Below are 26,752 nucleotides of genomic sequence, written 5' to 3'. Positions count from 1 at the left end.
GGTGCGCCCCGGGACACCCCCCGGGGGGCCCACCCGCCCGCCGGCGGGCCCCCCCCCCCCCGGTCCCGGGGCGCCGCCGCGCCCCCCACCGGCGCCGGGGCCCGCGCCGCCTTTTACCCTTCCTTCCCGGCCACGCACAAGGCTTGAAACAGAAAATCCTTGATGTCGCACTAGACTGGCGGGTTGTTTGGCGCTGGACCGGAACAACCTGGGCAGACCCGGGCTCCGCCCGGCGACCCGGAGCCTTCCGGGAACACGACGCGAGGGTCGATGGCAGCCACACCAGAGCACGGTGAAGTCACTCTGCTCGACGACGGGACCGGGCTCGACGGGCTCGGCGCAGGGGCCGCGCCCGACGCCGGGGACGGGCCCGCCGAGTCCGGCAAGTCGGCCCTGTTCACGGCCGGACCCGCCGCCCCGACCCGTACCCTCGTCGACGTCTTCGAGGACTCCGTACGGGCCCACCCCGACGAGCTCGCCCTGGACGACGGAGCCACCCGGCTGACCTACCGGGCGCTCGCCGTCGAGGTGGAGCGACGGCGCCGAGCCCTCGCGGCCGCCGGAGTGGGGCTGGGAGACCGGGTCGGCGTCCGGGTGCCCTCCGGGACCAACGAGCTGTACGCCGGCATCCTGGCCGTCCTCGCGGCGGGCGCCGCCTACGTGCCCGTGGACGCCGAGGACCCGGACGAGCGGGCCGACCTGGTCTTCGGCGAGGCCGGAGTACGGGCCGTGCTGGGCGCCGACCAGCGCATCGAGGTCGCCGCGCCGGTCAAGGGACCCGGCCCCGCCCCCGCGGGCGCTCCCGCGGCCCGCCCCGGCCCCGAACACGACGCGTGGATCATCTTCACCTCCGGCTCCACCGGCAAGCCCAAGGGCGTGGCCGTCAGCCACCGCAGCGCCGCCGCCTTCGTGGACGCCGAGGCCGCGCTGTTCCTCACCGAGGAGCCCATCGGCCCCGGTGACCGGGTCATGGCCGGGCTGTCCGTGGCCTTCGACGCCTCCTGCGAGGAGATGTGGCTGGCCTGGCGCTACGGCGCCTGCCTGGTCCCCGTACCCCGCTCGCAGGTCCGCAGCGGCGCCGACCTCGGCCCCTGGCTGGCCGAGCAGGAGATCACCGTGGTCTCCACGGTGCCGACCCTGGCCGCCCTGTGGGAGCCCGAGGACCTGGGCGAGGTCCGGCTGCTGATCTTCGGCGGCGAGGCCTGCCCGCCCGAGCTCACCCAGCGCCTGGTCACCGAGGGCCGCGAGGTCTGGAACACCTACGGCCCCACCGAAGCCACCGTCGTGGCCTGCGCCTCCCTGCTGACCGGCGAGGAGCCCATCCGCATCGGCCTCCCGCTGAACGGCTGGGAACTGGCCGTCGTCGACGAGTCCGGCGAACCGGTCCCCATGGGTGGCAGCGGCCAGCTCGTCATCGGCGGCGTCGGCCTGGCCCGCTACCTCGACCCCGAGAAGGACGCGGAGAAGTACGCCCCGCTGAAGTCCCTCGGCTGGGAGCGCGCCTACCGCAGCGGCGACCTCGTCCGCGCCGAACCCGAAGGCCTGGTCTTCCTGGGCCGCGGCGACGAGCAGATCAAGCTCGGCGGCCGCCGGATCGAGCTCGGCGAGGTGGACGCCGCCCTCCAGGCCCTGCCCGGGGTCGCCGGCGCGGCAGCCGCCGTCCGTACGGCGCGCAGCGGCAACCAGCTCCTCGTCGGCTACCTGGTCACCCAGGACGGCTGGGACCACGCGGCGGCCGTCACCCGGCTGCGCTCCGAACTGCCCGCGGCCCTCGTACCGCTGCTCGCCCCGGTGGAGGAGCTGCCCACCCGCACCTCCGGCAAGGTGGACCGCAACGCCCTGCCCTGGCCGCTCCCGGAACTGGAAACCAGCGGACCCACCGAACAGCTCTACGGGACCGAGGCCTGGCTCGCCGAGCAGTGGAGCGAGACCCTGGGCGTGGCCGTCACCGGCGCCGCCGACGACTTCTTCGCGATCGGCGGCAACAGCCTTGCCGCCGCCCAGCTCACCACCCGGCTGCGCACCCGCTACCCGAGCGCCGCCGTCGTCGACATCTACCAGCACCCCACCCTGCGCAAGCTCGCCCGGCACCTGGAGAAGTCCGCACAGGACGACGGGGCGGTCCGGACCATCGTGCCCGTGCCGCGCCGGACCAAGGTGATCCAGACCCTGCTGCTGCTCCCGCTGTTCACCCTGGTCGGCCTGCGCTGGACGGTGGCGGTGCTCGCCCTGGGCAACGTCCTGCACTGGTTCGGCGCCTACCCGTGGGCGCCCGCCGCCTCCTGGTGGCTCGTCGCCGCCGGCGCCGCACTGCTCTTCAGCCCGCCCGGCCGCCTCGCGATCGCCGCCGGCGGCGCCCGGCTGCTGCTGCGCGGGGTCAAGGCGGGGCGCCACCCGCGCGGCGGAAACGTTCACCTGAGGCTGTGGACGGCCGAACGGCTGGCCGAATACTCCGGCGCCACCTCGCTCACCGGCTCCTGGCTGGAACGCTACGCGCGGGCCCTCGGCGCCAAGATCGGCCCCGAGGTGGACCTGCACTCGCTGCCGCCCGTCACGGGCATGCTCAAACTCGGCCGCGGCTGCGCCGTGGAGTCCGAGGTGGACCTCTCCGGCCACTGGCTGGACGGGGACCGGCTGGAGATCGGCGCCGTGCGGGTCGGCGCGGGCGCCGTGGTCGGCACCCGCAGCATCCTCTTCCCCGGCGCCCGCGTCGGAAAGCGGGCCGAGGTGGCCCCCGGCTCCGCCGTCGTCGGCCAGATCCCGACCGGCCAGCGCTGGGCCGGAGCCCCCGCCGGCAAGCTCGGCAAGGCCAAGCGGAACTGGCCCAAGGAGCGCCCGCCGCGCGGTCTGCCCTGGCGCGCCGCCTACGGGGCGGCCGGCTTCTGCCTCACCTCCCTGCCCGTACTCGCCGCCCTGCCCGCCCTTCTGGTGGCGGCCCGGTTCGTGCCCGCCGACGCCGGAGCGGGCCGGGCCCTGGCCGGAGCGCTGCTCGCCGTGGTGCCCGGGGCGCTCGCCTTCGGGTTCGCGTACGCGGCCCTGATCCTGGTCTCCGTACGCCTCCTCAGCCTCGGTCTGCGCACGGGCGTCCATCCGACGCACAGCAGGATCGGCTGGCAGGCCTGGACGGTCACCCAGCTGATGGACCTCTCCCGGGAAACCCTCTTCCCCCTGTACGCCGGGCTGATCACACCGGTGTGGCTGCGGCTCCTCGGCATGAAGATCGGCCGGGGCGCCGAGGTCTCCACCGTGCTCGCGCTGCCGAGCCTCACCACCGTCGGCGAGGGCGCCTTCCTCGCCGACGACACCCTCACCGCCCCCTACGAGCTGGGCGGCGGCTGGCTGCGGATCGGACACTCCGAGATCGGCCGCCGGGCCTTCCTCGGCAACTCCGGAATGACCGCGCCGGGCCGTTCCGTGCCGGACGACGGGCTGGTCGGCGTCCTGTCGGCCACCCCGAAGAAGGCCAAGAAGGGCAGCTCGTACCTCGGCCTGCCGCCGGTGCGGCTGCCGAGGTCCACCGCGGACTCCGACCAGAGCCGGACGTACGATCCGCCGGCGCGGCTGCTGTGGGCGCGCGGGCTGGTGGAGCTGTGCCGGCTGGTCCCGGTGTTCTGCTCGGCGGCGCTGGCCGTGCTGACCGTGGCCGCGTTCTGCGCGCTGGCCGCGGCGGACGGGCCCGGCCCGTGGGTGACCGCGCTGCTGTCCGGAGCGGTCCTGCTCGCCGCCGGTACCGCCGCGTGCGTGGTCTCGGCGGCCGCGAAGTGGCTGCTGGTCGGACGGCACCGCACGGGCGAGCACCCGCTGTGGAGCGGCTTCGTGTGGCGCAACGAACTGGCCGACACCTTCGTCGAGGTGCTCGCCGTGCCCTGGCTCATCGGCTCGGTGCCCGGCACGCCGGTACTGTCCCTGTGGCTGCGCGCACTCGGCGCCCGGGTCGGCCGGGGCGTGTGGTGCGAGAGCTACTGGCTGCCCGAAACCGACCTGGTCACCCTGGGTGACGCGGTCAGCGTGAATCGGGGCTGCGTGTTGCAGACGCACCTCTTCCACGACCGGATCTTGAGGACGGATACTGTGGTCCTCCGTGAGGGCGCCACCCTGGGCCCGGGTGGAATCGTCCTGCCCGGGAGCACGGTCGGGGCCCGCAGCACTCTGGGCCCCGCCTCCCTCGTTATGGCCGGGGAATCCGTTCCCGCCGACACCCGCTGGCTGGGCAACCCGATCGAGGCGTGGCGGTCCTGAACGGCGGGTCCGGGCGCTGCGAACGGGGCGTCCGGACCCAGCGGCACCGGCACCAGCACGTCGTACGAGCACAACGCAGGGAGCGGAAGCGGCAGTGAACGGCCAGAAGACAGCGGCATCGGACCCGTATTTTCCGGCCAACGGCGACCCCCGTTACCGCGTGCACCGGTACGAACTCGCTCTGGAGTACCGTCCCGGTCCCAACCGGCTCGCCGGGACGGCCCGCCTCAGTGCGATCGCCGGGCGGGCGCCGCTCACCGAGTTCCACCTCAACCTGGCCGAGTTCAAAATAGGCCGGGTCCTGGTGAACGGCCGGGCCCCGCACTACAGCCACCGCGGCGGCAAACTCCGCGTCCGGCCGCCCAAGCCGCTGCCCGCCGGCGCCGCCTTCACCGTGGAGGTGCACTGGGCGGGCAACCCCACACCAGTGCGCAGCCCCTGGGGCGGGCTCGGCTGGGAGGAACTGACCGACGGCGCGCTGGTGGCCAGCCAGCCCGTCGGCGCGCCCTCCTGGTACCCGTGCAACGACCGGCCCGCGGACAAGGCCTCGTACCAGATCTCGGTCAACACCCCCTCCGCCTACACCGTCGTGGCCGGCGGCAGGCTGCTCACCCGGACGACCCGGGCCTCCACGACCACCTGGGTGTACGAGCAGCCCGCGCCGACCTCCACCTACCTGGTCGGCCTGTCCATCGGCATGTACCAGACGGTGCTGCTCGGCGACCCCGGACTGGGCGGGGTCCCGCAGAGCGCCCACGTACCGGCGCACCTGCTGCCCCGCTTCTCCCGCGACTTCGCGCGGCAGCCCGCCATGATGCAGCTGTTCGAGGATCTGTTCGGCCCCTACCCCTTCGGCGAGTACGCGGTGGTCGTCGCCGACGAGGAACTGGACGTGCCGGTGGAGGCCCAGGGACTCTCCCTGTTCGGCGCCAACCACGTGGACGGCGTACGCGGCTCCGAGCGGCTCATCGCCCACGAGCTCGCGCACCAGTGGTTCGGCAACAGCGTGACCATCGCCGACTGGCGGCACATCTGGCTCAACGAGGGTTTCGCGAAGTACGCGGAATGGCTCTGGTCCGAGGGTTCCGGAGGCCGCACCGCGCACGAACTGGCGGCCGCCGCACACCGCTTGCTGTCCGGGCAGCCGCAGGACCTCCTGCTGGCCGACCCGGGACGCAAGCTGATGTTCGACGACCGCCTCTACCAGCGCGGCGGCCTGGCCGTGCACGCGATCCGCTGCGCACTGGGGGACGGCCCGTTCTTCCGCATGCTGCGGGAATGGGCCACCGTGCACCGCCACGGCGTGGTCACCACGGCCGGCTTCACCGCGCACGCGGCCCGCTACACGGCCGAGCCGCTGGAGGACCTCTTCAGGTCCTGGCTCTCCGAGCCGGCCCTCCCGCCGCTGCCCGCGCCGGCCGGGGCGCTTTAGGGCGCTCTGGAGCCCCCCTTCCTTCCGTACTCGTTGAGGTGCTCGAAGTCGGCGAGCCGGGTCAGTACCTGAGCGCGGTGCCGAGGGAGGCGCGCACGTCGCCCGAGAGCTTGTGGGTGCTGCGCGCCGTCGCGTCCTTGGGCTGCCCGGCGGGCACGTCGGACACGGTGACGACCACCGTGTCCAGCGGGTTGCCGGAGGCGTCCTTGTAGTCGACCTGGACGGCGAAGGACTTCGTCGATCCGTCGGTGTTGCGGGCCGTGACGGTGACGGCCGACAGTCCGTCGCCGTCGGTGGTGACGCTGCCGAGCGTCACCGCGTCCTTGGCGTCGACACCGTCCTTGACCTCGTCGAGCTTCTTCTTCGCGGCCGCGGTGGCCGAGTCCACCGCGTCGGCGGCCTCCGACTGGACCGAGGCGGCGGCCGAGGCCGCCTTGGACGCCCCGCTCGACACGTCACCGTCCGAGTCGGAGCAGCCGGCCGTCGTGGCGAGCACCGCCACCGCGAGCAGCGCGCCGCAGGCGCCGCGGATCGCCAACTTGCGGTGCACGGGGGTCAGGGGCATGTGACGCCGACCTGGGCCGCGACGAGGGTCTCGTCGAACTTCTGGATCTGGGGCTTCAGCTGGGTCAGGGCCTCGGATCCGGTGGTGTCGCCGGGCAGGTTCCCGAAGCCGGACTTGAGGTCGCCGACGGCGGTGCCCACCGCCGACTTCTTCGCTGCCTCAAGGTCCTCCAGGGAGGAAGAGACGTTGTCCCAGTCCTTCTGGACCGCGTCGACGGCGTCCTTGACCTGGTCCTTCGTCGCGGAAGCCGGGTCCAGCGCCGCCAGCTTGGCCTGGTCGGCCTTCAGGGTCGAGAGACCGGTGCAGAGCTCCGAGGCGGCCTGGGTCGCCTGGGCCTTGGGGCTCGGGTCGTCCGAGGAACAGGAGGTGAGGAACAGGGCCGCGGCCGCGCCCAGGGCCGCGGTGATCGGGAGACGCTTCATGGAAATCCTCCCCTTTCGGAACTTATGATCAAAACCTGACATACAAACTAATGAGCTGCATCCGGGGGGAGTTCGGGCATGCGGCTCCCGGCGGCCGATACCGCCGCGTCCACGGTGCGGTGGATCCCGTGCGCGCCAAGGCGATCGCCGAGCGGGTGGCGGGCCAGTTCCGCGGCGGCCGGCGAGCGCAGCCGGGCCAGGTGCAGGGCGACGCCCTGCCGGCCGAGTTCCTCGCGGAGTTCCTCCAGGGTGTCCAGGACGGGAACGCCGAGCTGGAAGCAGGCGGTCAGGTCCAGGACCACGGCCCGGGGCGCCACCGGGGTGCCCCGCGTCTGCTCCAGTACGGCCAGCCGCACCCGGTCCACGTTGCCGAAGAAGAGGCTGCCGTCGGGGCGCAGGACGAGCACGGCGGGGTCGGTGGTGGCGTCCCGGTGTCCGGCGGTGTCGCCGTACAGCCGGGTCCCGGGCAGCCGGCCGAGGAGGGCGACGTTGCGCCGGCCGGCGGCCCCGATGAACAGCACGAGGGAGAGCGCGACGGCGAGCAGCAGTCCGGGCAGCAGGTCGAAGAGGAGCACACCGAACAGGGAGGTGAGCGCGACCCACAGGCTGCGCCGGTCCAGACGGAAATAGCGGCGCAGCTCCCCGAACCGCAGGAAGCCGCGTACGGCGAAGATGACGATGGCGCCGAGGACCGGCTCGGGCAGGTCCGTGAACAGCGGGGTGAGGAAGGCGCCGGTCAGCAGGATCAGCCCCGCCGCGATCAGCGAGACCATCGGGGTCCGGCCGCCCGCTCCGGCCGCGGCCGCGCTGCGCGAGGCGCTGCCGGAGACGACGAAGCCGCGGAAGAACCCGACGGCGATGTTGGCGAAGCCGATGGCCGCCATCTCCCGGTCGGCGTCCACCTCCTGGCCGTGTTCCCGGGCGAAGCGGTTGGCGATGCTGAAGGCCTCGGCGAAGACCACCAGGGCCACGCCGAGGGCGCCGCCGAACAGTGCGATCCAGTCGGCGGCCGGGATCCCCGGCAGGTGGGGGACCGGGATGGCCGAGGGGATGTGACCGACGGTCTCGACGCCGTGGCTCTCCAGGTCGAGGGCCGCCGACAGGAGGAGGGCGGCCACCAGGACGATCAGGGAGGCGGGCAGGCGCGGGACGAAGCGCTCCAGGAGAACAGCACGGCGAGCGCGCCCGCCCCGACGCCCAGGGTGACCAGGGACCAGTGCGGGGCTCCGGACAGGACGGTCCACAGCCGTTCGAAGAAGTCGCCGTCACCGCCGGGGACTCCGACGAGCTTCGCGGCCTGCCGGACGACGATGGTCAGGGCCATGCCGAACAGGAAGCCCACCAGGGCCGGTTCGGCGAGGAAGGTGGTGAGGAACCCGAGCCGGGCCAGCCCTGCGGCCAGCAGTACCGCGCCCACGATCACGGCGAGTGCGGCCGACAGCCCCACGGCGTCCTCGGGGGCGGGGCTGACGGCCGAGACGGTGGCGGCCGACAGTACGGCCGCGGCCGAAGTGGCCCCGATGAGAAGGAAGTTGGAGCGGCCCAGCAGTGCGTACACGAGAAGGGCCACCGGGGCCGCGTAGAAGGCGTTCTGCGGGGGAACCCCGGCGATCTGCGCGTAGGCGACGCACTCGGGCACGATCAGTGCCCACGCGGTGAGGGCGCCCAGCGTGTCGCCCCGCAACCGTCTCTTGCGGTAGCGGCGCAGCCAGGGGGCCACGAACCCCGCCGTGGTCTTGTCCTCGGGTCCTGCCGTCCGCGGAACGCTCACCGCTCGGGCCCCTTCCTCAGCTCGGCCAACATCCCGCACGGGGCGGCGGTGTCTCAAGTGGTGCCCGCTCAGGCCGCGAAGACCTCGCGGAGCTGCTGCTCCTGCGGGCCGGAGAGGTTCGAGCGGATCAGCTGGGCCTGGCCGCCCGGGAAGGCGCCGCGGACCCGCTCGACCACGGCGTCGGAGGAGAGCAGGAACAGTGCGGAGGTTCCGGGCTTCACCTCGGACTTCACTTCGTCGATGAACTGGTCGTCGATGCCGACGTCGGAGAGGGATCCGCCGATGGCCCCGGCCGCCGCACCCACGGCGGCGCCGAGCAGCGGCACGAAGAACAGGAGTCCGAAGAGCATGCCCCAGAAGGTGCCGGAGAGCGCGCCCGCTCCCGTGAGGCTGTTCAGCTGCTGGGTCTTCGGCTTCTTGGCCTCCTCGCGCCAGGTGACGACGGCCGCGTCGTGCACCTGTATGAGCTGTTCCTTCTGCAGGGCGAGCAGGGCGGACTCCGCCTGCTGCGCTCCCTCGGGAGTGGAGAACTTCCAGACGGTGAGGGTCGTGGATGCCACGTAACGCTCCAGTTCATGGACGGTGTTGCCGGCGTCCAGTGCAACCCAGAATTAGACAATTCACCACAATTTCCCTTAAGTGACTTGCTGTCACCTGCCGAGTCGTCAGAGTGATTCGCCCGTTCGGCCGTACTCGGCTGTCCGGCCGGGCGGATCCGCCCCAAGGGTGGGGAGGGCGTGGCCCATCGACGCCCGCAGGACGAAGGAGCTTCCCCATGGCACAGACCGCATCCCCGACGGGTACCCCGAAGCACGCTTCACCGGGAGGCGGGGCCCCGGCGGGCGCCGGGAGCGCCTGGGCCGCGGGCGGCACGATGTTCGCCGGCGTCGTCCTCCTGGCCGACGGGGTCATCGCCGTCCTCAAGGGCATCGCCGGCATCGCGGACGACGACGTGTACACCAGGATCGGCGACTACGTCTTCGCGTTCGACACCACGGCCTGGGGCTGGATCCACCTGCTGCTCGGCATCGTCCTCGGCGTCGTCGGATGGGGAATCCTCAAGAACGCCCCGTGGGCACGCGCCACGGGCATCGTCCTGGCCGGACTCAGCGTCGTCGTCAACTTCATGTGGCTGCCCTACGCCCCGATATGGGCCCTCGTCTCGATCGCCCTCGGAGTCTTCGTGATCTGGGCCCTGTGCACCACGGTCCCCGACCGCACACCGCCCTCCGCCCGCTGACCCGAAGGAGCCGGCAGAGGGCGGTGTGCGGTCGGGGGGACGCCGGGGCGGGGCCCGAGTTGCTCACGCCGCCCCGGCACGGGCCCAGAGGAACGGATACCTCTCCCGGCCCGTCCGGTCGACCCACTGGAGCCGCTCCCGTACGACCTCGCGCCGGCTCTCCGGGATCCGCTCCGCCAGCCGGCCCAGCAGGTCGTGCAACCGGCGCAGTGCCATCGGGGAACCGGCGGCGGAGAAGAGGAGGTCGTCGACGGCCGTGCGTACGTACCGCTCCCAGTCCGGCACCGGGATCGTCAGCCGCAACCGGCCGTCCCCGTCGGTGAACTGGCCGATGCTCAGGTCGTGGCCGGAGAGCCGGATCAGCAGGTCTTCGAGGCGGTCCAGGCTGTCCGCCGCCGTGGCCGGATCGTTGATCGCCGGGGAGAGCGCGCGCAGCGCGATGTCGGCGAGGAGCCTGAAGGGCAGGTCGGGGTCCTGATCGAAGGTGCGCTCGACCCCCGTCTCCAGAGCGTCGCGCAGAACCGCCTCGGGCAGCTCGCCGCCGGTCACCTCGGCGAGCTTCACGCCCCGGGACACGGTCGCTCCCGGGGCGACGAGGAAGGCGATGGAGCAGTCGTGCCGCTCGGCCAGACCGACCAGGGCGCGTACGTCGATCCGCTGCACCACCACCGCCGGTCCGGACCACCGGACGGCGGTGGTGACGGCCCCCGGGGGCGGTGCGGGCCTGGCCGTCGCCGTCGCCGTGGCCGTGGCCGTGGCCGTTTCCGGGTCGTACGGCCGGACGTACAGCTCGTCGAACAGCCGGTGCGCGCGCGTGGCGATCGCGGTCAGCGAATGGCCGAGCTGGATCGAGAGGAACGCCCTCGTCTGCAGCGTCCGCATGAGGGTGAGCGCGATCAGGGTGAGCACCATGGCGGTACCCGGAACGAGGGTCGAGACAGCCGTCTTGCGGGCTCCGATGGCCAGCCCCGAGGTGATGCTGAAGACGAACACGCCGACGGTGAAGGCGAAGGTGCGCCACACGATCGGATCGTCCCGGAAGAGGCCGAGGCGTGGAGTGAAGGTGCTGGCGGAGAACTGGATCACCAGGAACAGCATCGAGTAGATGATGCTCACCAGGCTGATGACACCGAACCCGAGGGTGAACAGGAGCGTGACCACGGGACCGGCATCCACCTCGGGACCCAGCGAGAGCCGGGGGAGGGCCACCCCCAGGGCCGCTCCGCCGACCGCGCAGACGAGCTGGGCCAGATCCCTGCGCATCGCGCGCGGGGGAGGGCGGAGGATCGCGCCCCGCCCGCGGAGGCGTTCGCGGGTGTGGAGCCGTGCGGGGTCGTCGGCCGAGCCGGACATCCAGCCTCCTCCAGGTCCCGGTGAACGCGCCCCTCCGCTGTGGATGCAACCACGGGAGCCGCGAGAGAGGGTGGCGGCGCGCGACGGAGAACGGCCCGCGTCCGTACACCGCGCGGCAACGGGGCCGCCGCGCGGTGGATCCCGGCCGCCGGATAGGGTCTCGGCATGATCACGGCCCCAGCCGCATACGGCGCGAAGCGGGCCCGCCGTCCGGCGGGTGCGCTGCGACTGCTGTGGCTGGCCGCCCTGCTGTTCGCGTTCCTCTACACGCACGCCGCCGGGGCCGACAGCGCCTCTGCGCACGTCGCCCGCGGTGCGGTTCCGGTGGCCCACCTGGATGTCATCGGGCTGGACGGCGCGGGTGCGGGTCTCCACGGCGACGAGTCATCCCGCGGGCACGGCGACGCCACCGGGCCCGGCGACGCCAGCGGGCACGGCTACGGGCACGGTGACGCCAGCGGGCACGGTGACGCCACCGAGCACGGTGACGGAACCGGGCACGGGCATCCCGCCGAGGCGTGCGCCTCCGGTCACCCGCAGCAGGGTGCGGAGCTGCCCGCGCCGCCGCTGGTTCCCCTCGACGGCTCGTCTCCCGCCGTCGATGCGATGCGGACGGCCTCGTGGGAACGGACCGTTCCGTCCGGCCTTCCTCCCTTGCGCAGTGTCCTCGGCTCGGTGGTGCACCGGGTATAGATCCGGGCCCTTCGCCCCGATCCGACCCGATTCTCATCGAGACCCGGTCCGCCCTCTCGTGGCCGGCCGGGCGATGAGCCGCGCACGCAGCATCAAAGGAACTCGCACATGACTTCGCCCCAACTCCTCGGCACCCGAACCGCGGACGCCTCAACCGACACTCCCGCCACGGGACGCGCCGCCCGGCGCAAGCGGCACGCCGGCCCGGCGCGGCCCCGGCCCCTGGCCGCCCGGTACCTCGGCTACGTCGGCTACTTCGTCGGCGCCGGCCTCATCAGCGGCGCCGTCGTCCACCACCCGCTCGACCCCGACCGCTACACCCGCATCGCCGCGTACGGCGCCCTCGTCTTCCTCGCCGCGACCGTGCTCAACGAGTTCGTGCTCACCAGGGAGCGTCCGGGGCTGCCCCGTCTGCTGCTGGTGATGGGCGCCTCGCTGCTGCTGTCCTTCGGCATCGGCATGCTCAGCGGCGGCCTCCAGCACTTCGACGACTTCCCCGCCCGCGGCGCCGTTCTCGTCCCCGCCGGACTCCTCGTCTCCTTCGTCGCTTATGTGATCAAGGACGCGGACACCCCGGCGCGCCGGGTCTTCGGCCCCGTCGGCCTGGCCGTCCTCGTCACCGCGGCCCTCGCCTTCCTCGGGTTGCGGGAGGTTGCCGCCTCCATGGAGAGCGCGCCCGCCGGCGGCCACAGCCACGGCGGGGCCGAGGAACCCGCCGAGGACGGCCACGCCCCTGCCACCACCCCGGCGAACCCGGCGGCAACCGCCCCCGGGGCCTCGCCCACCGCGAAGCCGAAGCCCGCTCCTTCGGCGGCGCCGCACACCGACGGCCACGCGCACTGAGTGACGGGGCGGGCGGTGGCAGGGCGTAGCTCGCTGTGATTGTGGACGCAAGCCTTCCGCATGGCGAGACGGGTTGACGGACAAGTCCGAGGATGACTTAGGTTCGCCTTGCCTAACTCTTATCTTGTCCTTATGGAAGAAATCAGCCATGCGAAGATCGCCCGGACGTCGCGATGTCCCCAGCCGCCGCCCCGCCGCAGACGACGGGGCGAGCTGAATCATGGCCCTCTCCGCTGACACGCAGATATCCGTTCCCGTCGGGCCCGTGCCCGTGCCCCCGCTCCGCTCCGAGGGGGACGGACGGCAGCCGACCCCGGTATGGGTGCTCGGAGCGCTCGGGGTCTTCAGTGCCGCCGCCCTGACCGGTGCGTGCTGGGTGTCCGGCCATGTCCACGCGGACCCGACGCTCCAGACCACCGCCCGCTTCCTCCACTTGGCCGCCATGGTCGTGGGCCTGGGCGCCGTACTGGCCGTCGACTGGTTCGCCATCCTGTGGCTGCTCGGGCGCCGCCGCCTGGCCGACATCCTGAACACCGCCACCACGCTGCAGGTTCCGATCTGGGGCGGCCTCGCGGGCCTCCTCGTCACGGGTCTCTTCCTGAGCCCGAACATGGAATCGAAGCTCACCCTCACCAAGATCACCCTGGTCCTGGTCATCACCCTGAACGGCCTCTACGCGCACTGGCTCGGCCAGCGCCTGGAGCGGTACCAGTACCGGGACACCGGCGTCCCCGTGCGCTTCCTCGTCCAGTCGGGAGCGGCCGCCACCGTCAGCCAGACCGGCTGGTGGGGCGCCGGCGTCATCGGATTCCTCAACAGCCAGTCCTGACCGGCGCCCGCCGGACGCGAGCGGCGGCCGCCCTTGTCGGCGTACGCGAGGGACGAGGGCGGTCCACGACCCCGGCACGCACTCCGGCGCCTCACGGGTCCGCGACGTCGGTCCGGCCCTGTCGGCGGTGTACTACCACCGCCGCCCCCAGCGCTCCGGCGGCGGCCAACTCCGGTTGTACGAAACCCTGCTCGGCGACGGCGGGGCGCGGCCCGAGGAGTCCTGCCGCACCGTCGAACCCGAGCGCGACACCATCGTCTTCTTCCCGGCGAGCGCCTTCCACGAGGTCAAGGCCCGCCCTCCCGGCACCCCCGCCGCACGCGGGGTGAGGGGACCAGGGGCGGGCCGGGGTCCTCTCAGACGTCTCGTCGCCGTACGACCGTCACGGCCGTTATCACCGCGACGAGCGCCCAGCCCGCGAGCGCGACCCAGGAGCCGGTGACCGTGCCCGGGTAGGCACCCAAGGAGGTGTAGGAGTCCGGGTTCAGGGCCAGCCGGGCCTGGGCGGCGAGCGGCAGGTGGTTGCCGATCTCCTTCAGGAACCTGTACCGGTCGCCACCGAAGAGCAAGGGCATCAGGAAGAGCAGGCCCACGACCGCGACGATCGAGGCCGTGGCGTGGCGCAGGACGGCCCCGAACGCCATGCCGATCAGCGCGCACACCGGGACGACCGCTGCGTAGGCCACGACGGCCCGCAGGCAGCCGGGGTCGTGGATGGAGAGCCCGACGTGCCGGGAGGACAGCATCGCGTTGACGGTGAAGAACGAGGTCACGGAGACCAGGACGCCGAGCAGGAGCGTGATCGCTGCGACCATGACCACCTTGGCCGTGATCACCGCGCGCCGGTCGGGAACGGCGGCGAAGGTGGTGCGGATCATCCCGGTCGCGTATTCGCCGAAGACGGTGATGGCCCCGAAAGCGGCCGCGGCCAGAGTCATGACGGCGGCGGCGATGCCGCTCAGTCCGTGGAACAACGGGTCGTACGTGTAGGGGGGTTCGCCGGGAACCTGGGGGTGCGACTGGTCGATGTACGGCAGGTCCGAGTGGACGCCGTTCACGTTGATCGCGATCGCCGCGACCGCGCTGAGGGCGAGCACCCAGTAGGTGGACCTGAGCGACCGCATCTTGATCCACTCGGCGGCGAGCAGGTCGGTGAAAGCGGCCGCCGAGGGCTCGGCCGTCCGCCCGAACGGCCCGGTGCGGGACGGAGTCCGGGTGCTCATCGGGTTTCTCCTGCGAGGTATTCGGCACTGTCGGCGGTGAGGGACAGGAACACCGCCTCCAGGGACGAGGCGTGCGGGGCCAGTTCGTGCAGCACGATGCGGTGCCGGTGGGCGAGGTCGCCGATCCGGGCCGCGGTCAGACCGGTGACGCGGACGGCCGGGCCGCCTTCCCGCGCCACCGCCGCACCCTCGCCGACGAGTACGGCCTCCAGGGCCGCCGGGTCGGGGGTGCGGACCGTCACGCCCCGGGAGGCGTGCCGCGCCGAGAACTCCGCCAGGCTCTCGTCGGCGATCAGCCGGCCCCGGCCGATGACGATGATCCGGTCGGCGGTGTGCTCCATCTCGGCCATCATGTGACTGGAGACGAGCAGGGTGCGGCCCTCGGACGCCAGCCGTCGGAACAGTCCGCGCACCCACAACACGCCCTCGGGATCGAGGCCGTTGAGGGGCTCGTCGAACAGCAGCACCGGCGGATCGCCGAGCAGGGCGCCCGCGATGCCGAGGCGCTGCTTCATGCCGAGGGAGAACCCGCCGATCCGGCGGTCCGCCGCCGTCGCCAGTCCGACCTCCCGCAGGACCTCGTCCACGCGGGACAGGGGGATGCGGTTGCCACGGGCCAGGGCGGAGAGGTGGGCCCGCGCGCTCCGTCCGCCGTGCACGTCCTGGGCATCCAGCAGCGCGCCGACGTGGCGCAGTCCGCGCGGGCGGCGGGCGAAGGGGACCCCGTCCACGGTGACACTGCCGCTGCTCGGCGCGTTCAGGCCCAGGATCATGCGCAGGGTGGTGGACTTCCCCGCGCCGTTGGGGCCGAGGAAGCCCGTCACCCGGCCCGGTTCCACGGTGAAGGTCAGGTCGTCGACGGCGACGGTGTCGCCGTACCGTTTGGTCAGCCGATTCGATTCGATCACGGGCTCCACGCTGCCGGTACGGGCACCGGCCGTGCATCGGCCCGGAGTTCACACCGACGGTCCCCTCCGGTAGCCCGGGGGATTAGGTCCGCGGGCCAATGCTGCGGCAGGCGGGCGCGGTTACGATCGACCGATGACCGCAGCCCTTCGCCCGTCCCTGCTCAGACGCGTACCACCGGGTGCGTGGGTGGGTGCCTTCTGGGTGACCCTCATCCTCGTGCGCATGCTGCAACGACCGGACGAGCTGCGTCACCTGGTCCAGTACAACGGCAACATCGAGGACGCACCGCTGCTGGCCACCGCCGTCGTCACGACCCTGGGCACGCTGCTCCTCTTCCGGGCGCCGATGGCCGCCGTGGCCGTCGCGCTCGCGGGCTCCGTGTTCTCGATCGGGATGGCGGTGCGGGAGACGACCTTCGTCCTGTTCCTGCTGGCCGACGCGGCCGTGGGCCATACCGCCGCGACCCGCTCACGACGGGTCTCCGTACCCGCCGCCGGGCTCTGCGTCGCCACCCTGGCCGGCTACTCGGTCTGGCAGCTGGCCCGCGGCACCTTCTTCAACGCCTCGGCGCCGGCCGGGCTCGCCTTGACCGTCGCCATCGCCTGGCTCATCGGCAACACGATCCGGCAGGACCGGGCCCACGCGGAGACCGTGCGCGCCCAGGCCACACGCCAGGCCATCACCGCCGAGCGGCTGCGGATCGCCCGGGAACTGCACGACATGGTCGCCCACGCCATCGGCATCATCACCATCCAGGCCGGTGTGGGCAGCCGGGTCATGGACACCCAGCCCGCCGAGACGCGCAAGGCGCTCGAAGCCATCGAGGCCACCGGCCGGGAGACCCTCGCCGGCCTGCGGCGGATGCTCGGCGCGCTGCGCAAGGGCGAGGAGGAGCCGGCGCCGCTGGATCCGGTCCCCGGCCTCGCCGCCCTCGGCCACCTGGTCGGGCGGAGCGCCGCCGCCGGTGTCCGGGTCGACGTGCGCCGGCGGGGGGAGGGGCGCGAACTGCCCCCGGACGTCGACCTGGCGGCCTTCCGCATCGTCCAGGAGGCGGTCACCAACGTGGTGCGGCACTCCGGCACCCGGGGCTGCACCGTGACCGTCGACTACCGCCGGGACGAGCTGGCCGTCGACGTGGTCGACCAGGGCCGCGGCGGGGCCGCCGCCGCGGGCTCCGGATACGGCATCGTCGGCATGCGCGAGCGGGTGGGACTGCTGCACGGCGAGTTCAGCGCCGGGCCGCTGCCGGAGGGCGGCTTCCGGGTGGCGGCCGTACTCCCGATACCGGTGGAGGCGGCCCGATGATCCGGGTGGTACTGGTCGACGACCAGCCGCTGATCCGTACGGGCCTGCGCGTCCTCATCGCCGACACCCCCGACCTGGAGGTGGTCGGCGAGGCCGGGAACGGCGCCGACGCCGTGGAACTGGTGGCGCGCCTGCGGCCCGACGTCGCCATCATGGACATCCGGATGCCCGGCACCGACGGCATCGAGGCCACCCGCCGGATCTACGCGGAGACCTCGCCGCCGGGGGTGACGGGGGCGACGGGGATGACGACCCGCGTCCTGATCCTCACCACCTTCGACGACGACGAGTACGTCTACGGTGCGCTCCGCGCCGGGGCGAGCGGCTTCCTCGTCAAGGACATGCCCCTGGAGTCCATCCTCGACGGTGTCCGGGTCGTCGCCGCCGGGGACGCGCTGATCGCGCCGGGCGTCACGCGCCGTCTCATCGCGGAGTTCGCGGCGCGGCCCGAACCCGAACCCGAACTCGAATCCTCCATCGCCCCCGCCCCGGCCCGCCGGGCAGCCGTCGGCGGCATCACCGAACGGGAGCGCGAGGTCCTGACCCTGGTCGGCCGCGGCCTGTCCAATGCGGAGATCGCCGCGGAGCTCACCATCAGCGTGGCCACCGCCAAGGCCCATCTCGCGCGGCTCTTCGCCAAACTCGACGCGCGCGACCGGGTCCAGCTCGTGATCCTCGCCTACGAACTCGGCCTGGTGGCGCCCCCGGGGTGACCGACCCCTTCTCGTAGGCGGCGATCACCGCCTGCGCGGGCGGTCGCGGGCGGAGTGAGGCGGGACGCGGCACTACCGGGCGGGCCGCTGGCCGAAACCTGTCGGTCCGACAGGAGTGGTGCGGCCCCGCCGACTTGGACGGAAGTCCGGGACGGCGGGGCCCTTCCCATTGACCGGAGGAGCCGGGGATCAGGACTTCGGCACGGTGTTGATGAAGTTGGTTCCGGCACTGTAGAAGCCGGCGACGGTTTTCTGTACATCCGCGTGGGAAACGGACTCGCCGGCCTTGTAGTAGAACCAGTTGACCTTCATGTTCCACGTGCGTGAATCGCCGGTGAAGGGGAGGTCGATGAACCAGTTGCTGAAATGCATGTCCATCTTCTCGCGCGGGACGTATTTGCCGGAACTGGTGAACAGATTCTTGCCGTCCAGCGAATAGGTGACTTTCCCGTTCATGAAGGTGATCATCATGATGTGCCAGCCCTCCAGGCGCTGCTTCTTGAGCGCGCGGGTGACCCGGTCCGGCGGATCGGCCTTGAACCAGCTCGTGGTGTCGAGCTGTGGCCCCGGCGCACCCCAGCCGCCGTTCGGCAGGTACTCGTAGTCGAGTTCGCTGTAGTTCGCCGAGGAGTCCGCGGCCGATATCGGGAAGAAGGTCTCCACGACGTGGTCGCCGTTGCGGCCGGCGGCGGGCTTGTCGCTCAGGTGGACCCGGGCGGCGAAGGTTCCCGTGAAGAGCGGGGTGCCGGTGGTCTGCACCTCGACCTGCCGCGTGCCCTGCTTGGTGCCGTCGGTGGAGGACTGCAGCTGCAGGACCCTGCCCCCCTGGGCGGTCGGGTCGGACGGGAAGCTCGCACCGGCCGAGGACCAGGTGTCCTTGATCCCCGGGCCACCGCCACCGGTACGGACCTCCCAGCCGTGGTCGCCGAGCGAGGGGTCGTCGGGGCCGCTGTACCGGAAGTCGTCGAACAGGGTTCCCGGCGGCCCGGACGGAGTCGGCGAGGCACTGGGCGTGCGCGCGCCGGAGGGGGCGGCGGATCCGGCGAGGGTGCCGCCCGCGGAGCACGCGGCGAGTACGCACAGGAGGACGGGCAGCGTGAGCGCGGTCCACGCGCGGCGACGAGGGGTGCGGCGGGGCTGACTCACACGGGCTCCTTGGGGCGCACAACAGATCAGCGGATCAATGGCTGATCACGCGAGAGGGTCATCCTAAGGTTCGCGGCGGCCTCTGCTTCCCCGGCCGTATTCGTGCTGATCATTGCCGGGCAACCGCGCACACAGGCCTACTTGCCGGTACCGCCAATTGGCATTCCAATCCGATTACGGCCTCGGAGCAGAACGCGCCAAAACCGCACATCGGGCCCAAGTCGGTTTGGCCCGGTGCACTAGCGTTCGCCCTGCCATCCCACGGTCTACGTACCCTGCAATGAAAGGCCCCGCAAGGTGCGCTCAGTCAACGGTTCCCCTGATCGCGGATCGGCGTACCCCACGCAGCCTGAAATGGCCGGACCGGACTTCGAGGAGCCCGCTCCGGCGCCGGTCTTCGTCGACCAGTCGGGTCTGCGCGGCCGCCTGCTGCGGGGCCTCGGCTGGCCGGTTTCCGTCGTCGGCGCAGTCCTGGCGGTCGCCATGGGCAGCAGCCTGATCGGCATGCAGGCGGACGCCCCGGCGATGGGGATCCCCACACAGCCATCGCGGCAGCCCGCGGCGCAGCCCTCGGCCGTACCGCCGCCGTCACCCGGCCCGTCGGTCGCGCCGTCGGTGTCGCCGGCGGCATCCGGGCCGTCCTCGCCGCGGCCGGCCTCACCCTCCGCGACGCCCCGGCCGAAGCCCTCGGCCACCCCGTCGAAGCCGGTGGCCACCTCACCGAAGCCGTCGGCCGCTCCGTCGAAGTCCTCGCCCGCCAAACCGAAACCCCCGGCGGCCAAGCCGAAGCCCACGGCCACCGGCCCGAAGCCCATGGCCACCACACCGGACTCCCCGGCCACCACACCGGATTCCCCGGCCCCCGTGCCGCCGCCCGCGGCGAGCCCCTCGGGCCGCCCGGTCAACACCCCCTGATCTTCCCCTGATCTTCTCCCTGATCTTCCGCCTGTTCTTCCGCCGGATCTTTGGCACCACCCATCTCCAGGAGCGTCATTGTCCCGCCATCAGCGCCGCCGGCAGTCCCTGCTCAGGCCGCGCCGACTGGCCGCGCCGCCGCTGCGCTTCTTCATGCCGCTGTCGCTGCTGGCGTGCCTGCTCGCGCTTCTCGTCCTGCGCGGCCTCGCCACCAACGAGGCCTTCCACGACGACCGGATCGCGATCTCGGTCGACAAGACGACCGTGCCGGACCACCTGCTCAAGGGTGGTCCGGTCATCGACGCGCGCGGCAGCAAGAACGAGAAGCCCGTGAGCTATCACATCCCCGACCGCACCGCGGTGCTGAGCTTCGACGACGGTCCCTCGCCGCAGTGGACTCCGAAGATCCTGGACGTGCTCGCGTCCCGCGACGTCCGCGCGGACTTCTTCGTGACCGGCGCCATGACCACCCGCAACCCGGAGCTGATCCGGAAGATCGTCGCGGGCGGTCACGAGCTCGGCGTGCACACCTTCACCCACCCCGACCTGGTGTACCAGTCCCCGACCCGGATCAGCTGGGAGCTGGCGCAGACCCAGCTGGCGCTGGCCGGCGTCGCGGGCGTGCACAGCGCGTTGTTCCGCCCGCCGTACTCCTCCGACGCCACGGCGATGGACGACTGGAACTACCCGGTGATCAAGTACGTCGGCGCACGCGGCTACCTCACCGCGTTCATCGACCGGGACACCGACGACTGGAGGCGCCCCGGTGTCGAGGAGATCGTCAAGGCGGCGATGCCGGCCAGGCCCGGTGCGGGCGCGCTGATCCTGCTGCACGACGCGGGTGGCGACCGTACCCAGACCGTCGCCGCGCTCGAGCAGATCATCGACAAGCTGAAGGCCGAGGGCTACCGCTTCACCACCATCTCCGACGCGCTCGGCGCCTCCAGTGCCACCGTCCCGGTGACCGGGTACCAGCTGTGGGCGGGCAAGGGATACATCTGGGCCACCCAGGTCGCCGTGCACACCCTGCCGGTGCTGGTCGGACTACTGGCCCTCGTCGGCTTCCTCAACTTCGGCCGGTTCGGCCTGATGCTCGTGCTCGCGCCGATCCACGCCCGCCGCGCCAAGCGGCGCGACGCCTGGGGGCCGCCCGTCACCGGGAAGGTCACCGTGCTGGTCCCGGCGTACAACGAGCGCGAGTGCATAGCCAACACCCTCAACTCCCTTGCCGTCAGCGATCATCCGATCGAGGTGATCGTCATCGACGACGGCTCCTCGGACGGCACCGCGGACATCGTCGAGGCGATGAACCTGCCGTTCGTCCGCCTGATCCGCCAGGCCAACGGCGGCAAGTCCAGCGCCCTCAACACCGGTATCGCGGCCGCCTCGCACGAGATCATCGTGATGATGGACGGCGACACCGTCTTCGAACCGTCCACCGTGCGCGAGCTGGTCCAGCCCTTCGGCGACCCGGCGATCGGCGCGGTCGCGGGCAATGCCAAGGTCGGCAACCGAGACAGCCTGATCGGCGCCTGGCAGCACATCGAGTACGTCCTCGGCCACAACCTGGACCGCCGGATGTACGACATGCTGAACGTCATCCAGACCATCCCCGGCGCGGTCGGCGCCTTCCGCAAGGAGGCCCTGCGACGGGTCGGCGGGATGAGCGACGACACCCTCGCCGAGGACACCGACATCACCATCGCGGTGCTCTGCGACGGCTGGCGGATCGTCTACGCCGAGCACGCCCGGGCCTGGACCGAGGCACCCGCCAGCCTCCAGCAGCTCTGGTCCCAGCGGTACCGCTGGAGCTACGGCAGCATGCAGGCGATGTGGAAGCACCGCGGCGCGGTGACCTCCCGGGGCCCGGCCGGACGCTTCGGCCGGCTCGGCCTGCCGCTCGTCGTTCTCTTCGGCGTGGTCGCCCCGCTGCTGGCGCCGCTGGTCGACCTGTTCCTGCTGTACGGCGTGTTCTTCGGGGACGCGGGCATCACCCTCGCCAGCTGGGGCGGCTTCATCCTGCTCCAGGCCGCACTGTCCTGGTACGCCTTCCACCTCGACGGCGAGAAGCCCTGGTACCTGATCAGCCTGCCGATCCAGCAACTGGTCTACCGGCAGCTGATGTACATCGTCCTGCTGCAGTCCGCGATCACGGCGATGACCGGTGGCCGCCTGCGCTGGCAGAAGCTCCGGCGCACCGGTGAGGTCGCCGTACCCGTGGAGGTCCGACCGTGACCGCATACACCGGCCCCGGGCGCACCCAGGACACGGTCCAGCTGAGAATCCTCGCCCTTCCGTATCAGGGGCGGGGCCCGGGTGCGGATCCGGCCCCGGATCTCGATCCCGATCTCGATCCCGATCCGGATGTCACTCCGGATCCGGCCCCGCGCAAGGGCGGCCGGGACCGTTACCTCGACCTGCTGCGCGCGCTGGCCCTGGTGCGCGTGATGATCTACCACAACTTCGGCTGGTTCTGGCTGCCCCTCCTCTTTCCGTCGATGGGCGTGATGTTCGCGCTGGCCGGCTCGCTGATGGCCCGCTCGCTCAGCCGTCCCGCCCTCGGCGTGATCCGCGGCCGACTGCGCCGCCTGCTGCCGCCGATGTGGCTGTTCGGCGCGGTCCTGGTCACCCTCCAGCTCCTCGACGGCTGGGGCCCCGACTCCGACGGCCACCCCACCTGGTGGTGGATCAAGATGGCGTTCTGGATCCTGCCGCTGAGCACTCCGCCGTACGCGGACTCCCTGCCCGGATTCGGTCTGACGGAGGGCGGTTGGGCCCTGCAGATCACCGTCCCGCTCTGGTACCTCCGCGCCTACCTGTGGTACGTGCTGCTCTCACCGCTGATGCTCCGGGCGCTGCGAAGGCTCCCGTGGGTGACGCTGTTCAGCCCCCTGGCGGTGCTGATCGTCATGAACTCGTTCTTCGCCGACCAGGAGTTCGTCTACGGCCGGGTCTGGGAGACCGCCAACGACTTCGCCATGTTCGGCTCCTGCTGGATCCTCGGCATGGCCCATCAGGAGGGGCTGCTCAAGAAGATCCCGCAGTACGTCCTGCCGTCCATCGCGCCGCTGGTCATGGTGGCCGGGCTCTGGTACCTGCAGACCAGGCCGGTCGACCCGACCGTGCCGACCGACATCGAGTCCTGGCCGATCGCCCAGGCCCTGTGGTCCCTCGGCTTCGTCGCGATCCTGCTCCACGTCAGCCCGTCCTGGGACCGGTGGCCCCGAGTGCTGGAACGCTGGAACGGCTTGGTCAGCCTGCTCAACGCGCGCGCGGTCAGCGTGTACCTGTGGCACCAGATGGCCCTGGTGGCCGCGATCCCGCTGATCGACCCCCTCTGGAGCGTCCCCTTCTTCTACGACAATCTCCGGTGGCTGCTGGCCAGCCAGTGGTTCACGCTGCTGGTGGCGATACCGCTGGTCGCTCTGCTGGTGCTGACCTTCGGCTGGGTCGAGGACGTGGCCGCCCGACGCGCGCCGCGGCTCCTGCCGTACCCGCGCCGCCGGCGGGGCAGGCGCCGGTCCGCCGACTGACCGGGGCCGCCGGGGCGGCGGTCGTCGTCCCGCGCGTCACCTGGTCACCAGGTCACCACCTCACCGCATCACCCCGTACCGCCCGGCCGGCGGCCCGGATCGCGGCCGCTCAGGCCGACCGCCCGCACCCGACCGGACAGGAACGAGCTGCCGCCCGCATCCCACGCCCGCCCCGGTGTACCGCACCGTCTCGACCACGGCCATCACCGGGAACTCGTCGGCGACCACTTCACGAGGCGACCAGTGGGCCTAGGCCTTGCTCCACCCGGTGGTGCCGGAGTAGGAGTCCAGCAGGTCCACCACGAAGACCAGGGTCGAGCCCGCCGGGATCAACCGCGAGGGTGACTGATTGCCGTAGCCGAGACGCGGGGGAACGATGATCTCGCGTCGACCGCCGACCCGCATCCCCTTCACCCCCCGGTCCCAGCCCTTGATGACCCGGCCGCCGCCCAGGGCGAACTTGAACGGCTCGCCCCGGTCCCAGGAGGCGTCGAACTCCTTGCCGGACTCGAACGTCACCCCGACGTAGTGGACCCTGACCACCATGCCCGACTTGACCTCGGGCCCGTCCCCGACGACCAGGTCCCGGACGGTCAGCTCGGTAGGAGCGGCACCCTCCGGAACCTCGACCTCGGGCTTCGTCAGCTCACTCATCGCAGCCTCACACTCTTCCCACACGAGCCCCGCACGGGCCGGCCGCACACAGGGACGCGGGTACACCCCGAGCGGTAGCCGTCCACGGTACCGCCACCGCCGATCGCAGGAGCACACGGGCACTGTGGGCGCGCGGCCGTGTGCGGCGGACGCGCGGCGAATGAGCGTGTGGTAACAGGTAGTTGATGGATCATCAGTTTTTGAGGTTGCTTCGCGATCTGACCGACGGACCGTCCGGCGGACCCGCCCCACCCGGGGCGGGTCCGCCGGCCCGCGGTCAGGACGAGGGGGTGGGGCCCCGTCCGCCGCCGGGTGGACCGGGCAGGAGGAGGGTGCGGTCAGGGCCCTCCGGCGCGTACGGGATGGGGTCGCCCGGTTCCTGGAAGTGGACGGCCGCGGGCAGCCCGGCACGGTAGGCGTCCAGACCGGCCCGGCAGTACGCCACCATCGGCTCCGGCAGCCCGCCCTCCAGCGGGTACCAGCCCATGTCGTCGCACCGGTCGGGCTCCCGCACAGCCGGCTGTCCCGACCACCGGCGGACCTCGAAGAACACGCCGATCCTGCTCCCCGTTCCGACCGGGGGCCGGTGGTGCACGGTCACGGCCGCGGTGACGTCCTCGGGGCTGATGAGGACGCCGGTCTCCTCGCGCGCCTCCCGGATGACGGCCTGAACCATGTCCTCGCCGGGATCGAGATGGCCCGACGGGCAGTGGTAGAGCCCCGTCGCGTACACGGGGCCCGCGCGGCGCGACAGCAGGATCTGGGGGCCGTCCTCGCCATCGCGGCGCAGGATGAGGTGGACGTCGACCGGCACGGTGTGCCGGGGCCCGCCGCTCACCGTGCGGCCCGGGTGGGCCGGCTCCTCCGGCATCCGCGTCACGACACCTCCTCCACGCCGGCCGCGGCGGATTCCCCGCGCGGACCGGGCAGGGAGTCGGCGAACGCGGCGGCCTGGATCCGGTACGCGGTCCGGAAGTCCCCCGTGCCCGTACCGGTGTTCTGGGCCCCGGCCCGGGGGCCCGTCACGCGGCACCTTCGCGGGGTACGGAGCCGGCCGCTCCCGCGAGGACGCCCGCTGGCAGCAGCGAGGCCAGCGTCGCCCCGCCCAGGACCGCGGCCGCCTCGGCCTCGATCCGCTGCCACACCCCGGGCAGCCCCACCGCGGCGCCGGGGTAGTCCAGCCCGGCATGCGGCTCGCCGCGCAGCGAGATCAGCTCGCCGTCCACGGCGCGCGCCACGTCCAGCAGGGTGATGTCCTCGGCGGGCCGGCCGAGCCAGTAACCCCCCTCGCAGCCGCGCTGGCTGCGCACCAGACCGGCCTTCCGCAATTCGCCCACCACGGACTTCAGGAAGCGGAACGGGATCTGCTGCGAGGAGGCGATGGCCTCGCAGGTCAGCGGACGGGAGGGCTCACAGGCGAGCTCCAGGAGGGCGCGCGTGGCGTAGTCCGCCTTCGCGGAGATATGCATGCGCCCATCATGCCCGACGCCCCGGACCGCCCGACGGCCCCGCTGCGCACCCGCCTGCACCACGTCCGTGCCGGCTCCCTGGCCGGTGACACGGCCCAGAGCGGCGGCATGCGCAGGTTCGCCGCCGTCAGCGGGAAGACCGTGGGCTCCGAAAAGCTCTGGATGGGGCAGACCCACGTGGCACCCTCGACGGCCTCCTCCGACCACCACCACGGGGAGTCCGAGACCGCCGTCTACGTGGTGAGCGGACACCCCGAGTTCGTCTTCCTCGACGACACGGGCGAACACCCCGGGGAAGTACGGCTGGTCACGTCCCCCGGCGACTACATCCTCGTCCCGCCGTTCGTACCCCACCGCGAGGAGAACCCGGACCCTGCCGAGGAAGCCGTGGTCGTGATCGCCCGCAGCACCCAGGAGGCGATCGTCGTCAACCTTCCCCGGCTGTACGCCATCCCCGCGGCCGACGGCTGAGGCGCCGACGGCTGGGGGGGGCGACGGCTGGGGGGTCGAAACCCCGGCTCCGGCGGCCGTTGACGTCTCCCTGCGCCGACCAGGTTGACGTCTCCCTGCGCCGTCCGGGTCGGCATCGCCCCTTCACCGCCGGCTCTCCCTCCGTTGCCGGCGCCCCTCCCGGGGGGTTCGCGGATTCCGGCAATCGCCGTGCACCCGCCGCTGTTGACGTGTATGTGTCATTGCCTGGGCTTGCCGTGAGGTCGGCGGGCCGGTGCCGACGTGGGAGCGGTCGACGTGAGTCTCATCGAACAGGAGCAGCCCCTGCTCCACGCGTTACGCCCGCAGGACCGGGCCGCGCTGCTGGCCCTCGGTGTGCCGCGCCGCTACGACCCCGGTGCGGTCATCCTGCCGGAACGCGCCACCACCTCCCACGTCGTGGCGATCACCGCCGGCTGGGCGGTGGTGTCCGTGACCACCGAGCGCGGCAACCGTCTGATCCTCGCCCTGCGCGGCGCCGGAGAGCTGGTGGGCGAGCTGGCCGCCACGGACCTGCGGCCGCGCAGCGCCACCGTGACGGCCCTCGGACCGGTGGCCGCCGTAGTGATACCGGGCGACCGCTTCCGCGGCTTCCTCGCCGCCAGCCCCGCCACCAGCGCGCTGGTGCTGCGCCAGCTCAGCTCGCGGCTGCGCAGCTCCGACGGCGAACGCCGCTCGCTGGCCTCGGAGAACGTGCTCCAGCGGCTCGCGGCACGGCTCGTCGAACTGGTCGAGCGGGCCGGCCGCCGCGGTCCCGACGCGAGCGTCACCATCGACCTGCCGCTTCCCCAGCACGACCTGGCCGCGTCCGTGGGCTCGACCCGCGAGGCGGTGGCCAAGGCCCTGCGCCTGCTGCGCGAGCGGGGCATCGTCCGCACCGCCTCCCGGCAGTTGGTGGTCACCGACCTGGAACCGCTGCGGCTGCTGGCCGGCGGTGGCCCGCCCGTACCGCGGCCGGGTGTGTAAACGGCTACATACAGCACGCCGGCGCGCCCCCATCCTGGGTGTG

General features: G+C 72.3%; 25 protein-coding genes and 1 pseudogene. 12 read left to right on the top strand and 14 right to left on the bottom strand.

The genetic code is table 11. From position 1 onward, the window contains the following. Window positions 1-270: 270 nt before the first annotated feature. Both ACIQV3_RS08745 and ACIQV3_RS08740 read left to right on the top strand, forming a co-directional pair. Window positions 271-4,239 carry a Pls/PosA family non-ribosomal peptide synthetase gene (locus tag ACIQV3_RS08745; protein WP_403711141.1) on the top strand — a complete coding sequence of 1,323 codons (3,969 nt, stop codon included), beginning with the start codon at window positions 271-273 and terminating at the stop codon, window positions 4,237-4,239. A 94-nt stretch (window positions 4,240-4,333) separates the two neighbouring features. Beyond that, the gene (locus tag ACIQV3_RS08740; RefSeq protein WP_403711139.1) at window positions 4,334-5,671 is read left to right on the top strand and encodes a M1 family metallopeptidase; all 1,338 of its coding nucleotides are present in this window, start codon (window positions 4,334-4,336) and stop codon (window positions 5,669-5,671) included. 61 nt (window positions 5,672-5,732) lie between these two features. Here the strand turns inward: ACIQV3_RS08740 and ACIQV3_RS08735 are convergent, their stop codons facing one another. The 5 genes and pseudogenes from ACIQV3_RS08735 to ACIQV3_RS08715 form a co-directional block, all read right to left on the bottom strand. Next, window positions 5,733-6,236, bottom strand: a complete 504-nt coding sequence (locus tag ACIQV3_RS08735; RefSeq protein WP_403711137.1) for a hypothetical protein — start codon at window positions 6,234-6,236, stop codon at window positions 5,733-5,735. Continuing rightward, window positions 6,227-6,658, bottom strand: a complete 432-nt coding sequence (locus ACIQV3_RS08730) for a hypothetical protein (RefSeq protein ID WP_403711135.1) — start codon at window positions 6,656-6,658, stop codon at window positions 6,227-6,229. The genes ACIQV3_RS08735 and ACIQV3_RS08730 overlap by 10 nt, the downstream gene beginning before the upstream one ends. 47 nt (window positions 6,659-6,705) lie before the next feature. Next, a complete protein-coding gene (locus ACIQV3_RS08725; RefSeq protein ID WP_403711620.1) occupies window positions 6,706-7,179 on the bottom strand; it encodes a sodium-independent anion transporter in 474 nt (157 codons plus the stop codon). Between the two features lie 135 nt (window positions 7,180-7,314). Beyond that, a pseudogene (locus ACIQV3_RS08720) lies at window positions 7,315-8,297 on the bottom strand (SulP family inorganic anion transporter); the annotation flags it as partial. A 200-nt stretch (window positions 8,298-8,497) separates the two neighbouring features. Next, window positions 8,498-8,989, bottom strand: a complete 492-nt coding sequence (locus tag ACIQV3_RS08715; RefSeq protein ID WP_403711133.1) for a DUF1269 domain-containing protein — start codon at window positions 8,987-8,989, stop codon at window positions 8,498-8,500. Between the two features lie 215 nt (window positions 8,990-9,204). On the opposite strand from ACIQV3_RS08715, the gene ACIQV3_RS08710 reads away from it, so the two are divergent. Further along, the gene (locus tag ACIQV3_RS08710; RefSeq protein ID WP_403711131.1) at window positions 9,205-9,669 is read left to right on the top strand and encodes a hypothetical protein; all 465 of its coding nucleotides are present in this window, start codon (window positions 9,205-9,207) and stop codon (window positions 9,667-9,669) included. Window positions 9,670-9,732: 63 nt separating this feature from the next. Here the strand turns inward: ACIQV3_RS08710 and ACIQV3_RS08705 are convergent, their stop codons facing one another. After that, window positions 9,733-11,022: a DUF2254 family protein gene (locus ACIQV3_RS08705; protein ID WP_403711129.1), complete on the bottom strand. Its 1,290-nt coding sequence runs from the start codon at window positions 11,020-11,022 to the stop codon at window positions 9,733-9,735. A 165-nt stretch (window positions 11,023-11,187) separates the two neighbouring features. Between ACIQV3_RS08705 and ACIQV3_RS08700 the strand changes: the two genes are divergently transcribed. The 3 genes from ACIQV3_RS08700 (at window position 11,188) to ACIQV3_RS08690 (ending at window position 13,387) form a co-directional block, all read left to right on the top strand. Further along, complete coding sequence (locus ACIQV3_RS08700) at window positions 11,188-11,715, top strand: hypothetical protein (protein ID WP_403711128.1); 528 nt, start codon at window positions 11,188-11,190, stop codon at window positions 11,713-11,715. Window positions 11,716-11,823: 108 nt separating this feature from the next. Then, window positions 11,824-12,558: a hypothetical protein gene (locus tag ACIQV3_RS08695; protein ID WP_403711126.1), complete on the top strand. Its 735-nt coding sequence runs from the start codon at window positions 11,824-11,826 to the stop codon at window positions 12,556-12,558. Between the two features lie 220 nt (window positions 12,559-12,778). Further along, window positions 12,779-13,387 carry a hypothetical protein gene (locus tag ACIQV3_RS08690; protein ID WP_403711124.1) on the top strand — a complete coding sequence of 203 codons (609 nt, stop codon included), beginning with the start codon at window positions 12,779-12,781 and terminating at the stop codon, window positions 13,385-13,387. 356 nt (window positions 13,388-13,743) lie between these two features. Here the strand turns inward: ACIQV3_RS08690 and ACIQV3_RS08685 are convergent, their stop codons facing one another. Both ACIQV3_RS08685 and ACIQV3_RS08680 read right to left on the bottom strand, forming a co-directional pair. Beyond that, on the bottom strand, window positions 13,744-14,610 hold the full coding sequence (locus tag ACIQV3_RS08685; protein ID WP_403711122.1) for an ABC transporter permease: 867 nt from the start codon (window positions 14,608-14,610) through the stop codon (window positions 13,744-13,746). Beyond that, a complete protein-coding gene (locus tag ACIQV3_RS08680; RefSeq protein ID WP_403711120.1) occupies window positions 14,607-15,518 on the bottom strand; it encodes an ABC transporter ATP-binding protein in 912 nt (303 codons plus the stop codon). Before ACIQV3_RS08680 ends, ACIQV3_RS08685 begins: the two co-directional genes overlap by 4 nt. 133 nt (window positions 15,519-15,651) lie before the next feature. Here ACIQV3_RS08680 and ACIQV3_RS08675 point away from each other — a divergent pair, with 133 nt between their 5' ends. Both ACIQV3_RS08675 and ACIQV3_RS08670 read left to right on the top strand, forming a co-directional pair. Then, the gene (locus ACIQV3_RS08675) at window positions 15,652-16,824 is read left to right on the top strand and encodes a sensor histidine kinase (RefSeq protein ID WP_403711118.1); all 1,173 of its coding nucleotides are present in this window, start codon (window positions 15,652-15,654) and stop codon (window positions 16,822-16,824) included. Next, window positions 16,821-17,537, top strand: a complete 717-nt coding sequence (locus tag ACIQV3_RS08670) for a response regulator (RefSeq protein ID WP_403711116.1) — start codon at window positions 16,821-16,823, stop codon at window positions 17,535-17,537. Before ACIQV3_RS08675 ends, ACIQV3_RS08670 begins: the two co-directional genes overlap by 4 nt. Window positions 17,538-17,726: 189 nt before the next feature. Here ACIQV3_RS08670 and ACIQV3_RS08665 read toward each other — a convergent pair whose 3' ends face one another. Beyond that, a complete protein-coding gene (locus ACIQV3_RS08665) occupies window positions 17,727-18,683 on the bottom strand; it encodes a glycoside hydrolase family 16 protein (RefSeq protein ID WP_403711114.1) in 957 nt (318 codons plus the stop codon). A gap of 266 nt (window positions 18,684-18,949) precedes the next feature. Continuing rightward, window positions 18,950-19,591: a hypothetical protein gene (locus ACIQV3_RS08660; RefSeq protein WP_403711112.1), complete on the bottom strand. Its 642-nt coding sequence runs from the start codon at window positions 19,589-19,591 to the stop codon at window positions 18,950-18,952. Window positions 19,592-19,739: 148 nt separating this feature from the next. Between ACIQV3_RS08660 and ACIQV3_RS08655 the strand changes: the two genes are divergently transcribed. Both ACIQV3_RS08655 and ACIQV3_RS08650 read left to right on the top strand, forming a co-directional pair. Continuing rightward, window positions 19,740-21,833, top strand: coding sequence for a bifunctional polysaccharide deacetylase/glycosyltransferase family 2 protein (locus ACIQV3_RS08655; RefSeq protein WP_403711618.1), 2,094 nt, complete (start codon window positions 19,740-19,742; stop codon window positions 21,831-21,833). Next, window positions 21,830-23,131: an acyltransferase gene (locus tag ACIQV3_RS08650; protein WP_403711110.1), complete on the top strand. Its 1,302-nt coding sequence runs from the start codon at window positions 21,830-21,832 to the stop codon at window positions 23,129-23,131. The genes ACIQV3_RS08655 and ACIQV3_RS08650 overlap by 4 nt, the downstream gene beginning before the upstream one ends. 249 nt (window positions 23,132-23,380) lie before the next feature. Here ACIQV3_RS08650 and ACIQV3_RS08645 read toward each other — a convergent pair whose 3' ends face one another. The 4 genes from ACIQV3_RS08645 to ACIQV3_RS08630 all read right to left on the bottom strand — a co-directional run bounded on the left by ACIQV3_RS08645 (window position 23,381) and on the right by ACIQV3_RS08630 (window position 25,254). Continuing rightward, on the bottom strand, window positions 23,381-23,785 hold the full coding sequence (locus ACIQV3_RS08645) for an FKBP-type peptidyl-prolyl cis-trans isomerase (RefSeq protein ID WP_403711108.1): 405 nt from the start codon (window positions 23,783-23,785) through the stop codon (window positions 23,381-23,383). 277 nt (window positions 23,786-24,062) lie between these two features. Then, window positions 24,063-24,656 carry an NUDIX domain-containing protein gene (locus ACIQV3_RS08640; protein ID WP_403711616.1) on the bottom strand — a complete coding sequence of 198 codons (594 nt, stop codon included), beginning with the start codon at window positions 24,654-24,656 and terminating at the stop codon, window positions 24,063-24,065. 5 nt (window positions 24,657-24,661) lie between these two features. Further along, the gene (locus ACIQV3_RS08635) at window positions 24,662-24,811 is read right to left on the bottom strand and encodes a hypothetical protein (RefSeq protein WP_403711106.1); all 150 of its coding nucleotides are present in this window, start codon (window positions 24,809-24,811) and stop codon (window positions 24,662-24,664) included. Beyond that, a complete protein-coding gene (locus ACIQV3_RS08630; RefSeq protein ID WP_403711104.1) occupies window positions 24,808-25,254 on the bottom strand; it encodes an RrF2 family transcriptional regulator in 447 nt (148 codons plus the stop codon). Before ACIQV3_RS08630 ends, ACIQV3_RS08635 begins: the two co-directional genes overlap by 4 nt. Before the next feature lie 9 nt (window positions 25,255-25,263). On the opposite strand from ACIQV3_RS08630, the gene ACIQV3_RS08625 reads away from it, so the two are divergent. Beyond that, the gene (locus ACIQV3_RS08625) at window positions 25,264-25,725 is read left to right on the top strand and encodes a cupin domain-containing protein (protein ID WP_403711102.1); all 462 of its coding nucleotides are present in this window, start codon (window positions 25,264-25,266) and stop codon (window positions 25,723-25,725) included. Window positions 25,726-26,001: 276 nt separating this feature from the next. Continuing rightward, on the top strand, window positions 26,002-26,709 hold the full coding sequence (locus ACIQV3_RS08620) for a Crp/Fnr family transcriptional regulator (protein WP_403711100.1): 708 nt from the start codon (window positions 26,002-26,004) through the stop codon (window positions 26,707-26,709). The last annotated feature ends 43 nt before the right edge of the window (window positions 26,710-26,752 follow it).

Source organism: Streptomyces sp. NPDC099050 (assembly GCF_044759865.1).
GTDB lineage: Bacteria > Actinomycetota > Actinomycetes > Streptomycetales > Streptomycetaceae > Streptomyces.
This window is presented reverse-complemented; position numbering and strand designations above follow the sequence as displayed.

Excerpts from the sequence above, each read along its gene's own strand:
- ACIQV3_RS08745 (WP_403711141.1), top strand. The coding sequence starts at position 271 with ATGGCAGCCACACCAGAGCACGGTGAAGTCACTCTGCTCGACGACGGG.
- ACIQV3_RS08735 (WP_403711137.1), bottom strand. The coding sequence starts at position 6,236 with ATGCCCCTGACCCCCGTGCACCGCAAGTTGGCGATCCGCGGCGCCTGC.
- ACIQV3_RS08730 (WP_403711135.1), bottom strand. The coding sequence starts at position 6,658 with ATGAAGCGTCTCCCGATCACCGCGGCCCTGGGCGCGGCCGCGGCCCTG.
- ACIQV3_RS08710 (WP_403711131.1), top strand. The coding sequence starts at position 9,205 with ATGGCACAGACCGCATCCCCGACGGGTACCCCGAAGCACGCTTCACCG.
- ACIQV3_RS08705 (WP_403711129.1), bottom strand. The coding sequence starts at position 11,022 with ATGTCCGGCTCGGCCGACGACCCCGCACGGCTCCACACCCGCGAACGC.
- ACIQV3_RS08700 (WP_403711128.1), top strand. The coding sequence starts at position 11,188 with ATGATCACGGCCCCAGCCGCATACGGCGCGAAGCGGGCCCGCCGTCCG.
- ACIQV3_RS08695 (WP_403711126.1), top strand. The coding sequence starts at position 11,824 with ATGACTTCGCCCCAACTCCTCGGCACCCGAACCGCGGACGCCTCAACC.
- ACIQV3_RS08690 (WP_403711124.1), top strand. The coding sequence starts at position 12,779 with ATGGCCCTCTCCGCTGACACGCAGATATCCGTTCCCGTCGGGCCCGTG.
- ACIQV3_RS08685 (WP_403711122.1), bottom strand. The coding sequence starts at position 14,610 with ATGAGCACCCGGACTCCGTCCCGCACCGGGCCGTTCGGGCGGACGGCC.
- ACIQV3_RS08675 (WP_403711118.1), top strand. The coding sequence starts at position 15,652 with ATGACCGCAGCCCTTCGCCCGTCCCTGCTCAGACGCGTACCACCGGGT.
- ACIQV3_RS08670 (WP_403711116.1), top strand. The coding sequence starts at position 16,821 with ATGATCCGGGTGGTACTGGTCGACGACCAGCCGCTGATCCGTACGGGC.
- ACIQV3_RS08645 (WP_403711108.1), bottom strand. The coding sequence starts at position 23,785 with ATGAGTGAGCTGACGAAGCCCGAGGTCGAGGTTCCGGAGGGTGCCGCT.
- ACIQV3_RS08640 (WP_403711616.1), bottom strand. The coding sequence starts at position 24,656 with ATGCCGGAGGAGCCGGCCCACCCGGGCCGCACGGTGAGCGGCGGGCCC.
- ACIQV3_RS08630 (WP_403711104.1), bottom strand. The coding sequence starts at position 25,254 with ATGCATATCTCCGCGAAGGCGGACTACGCCACGCGCGCCCTCCTGGAG.
- ACIQV3_RS08625 (WP_403711102.1), top strand. The coding sequence starts at position 25,264 with ATGCCCGACGCCCCGGACCGCCCGACGGCCCCGCTGCGCACCCGCCTG.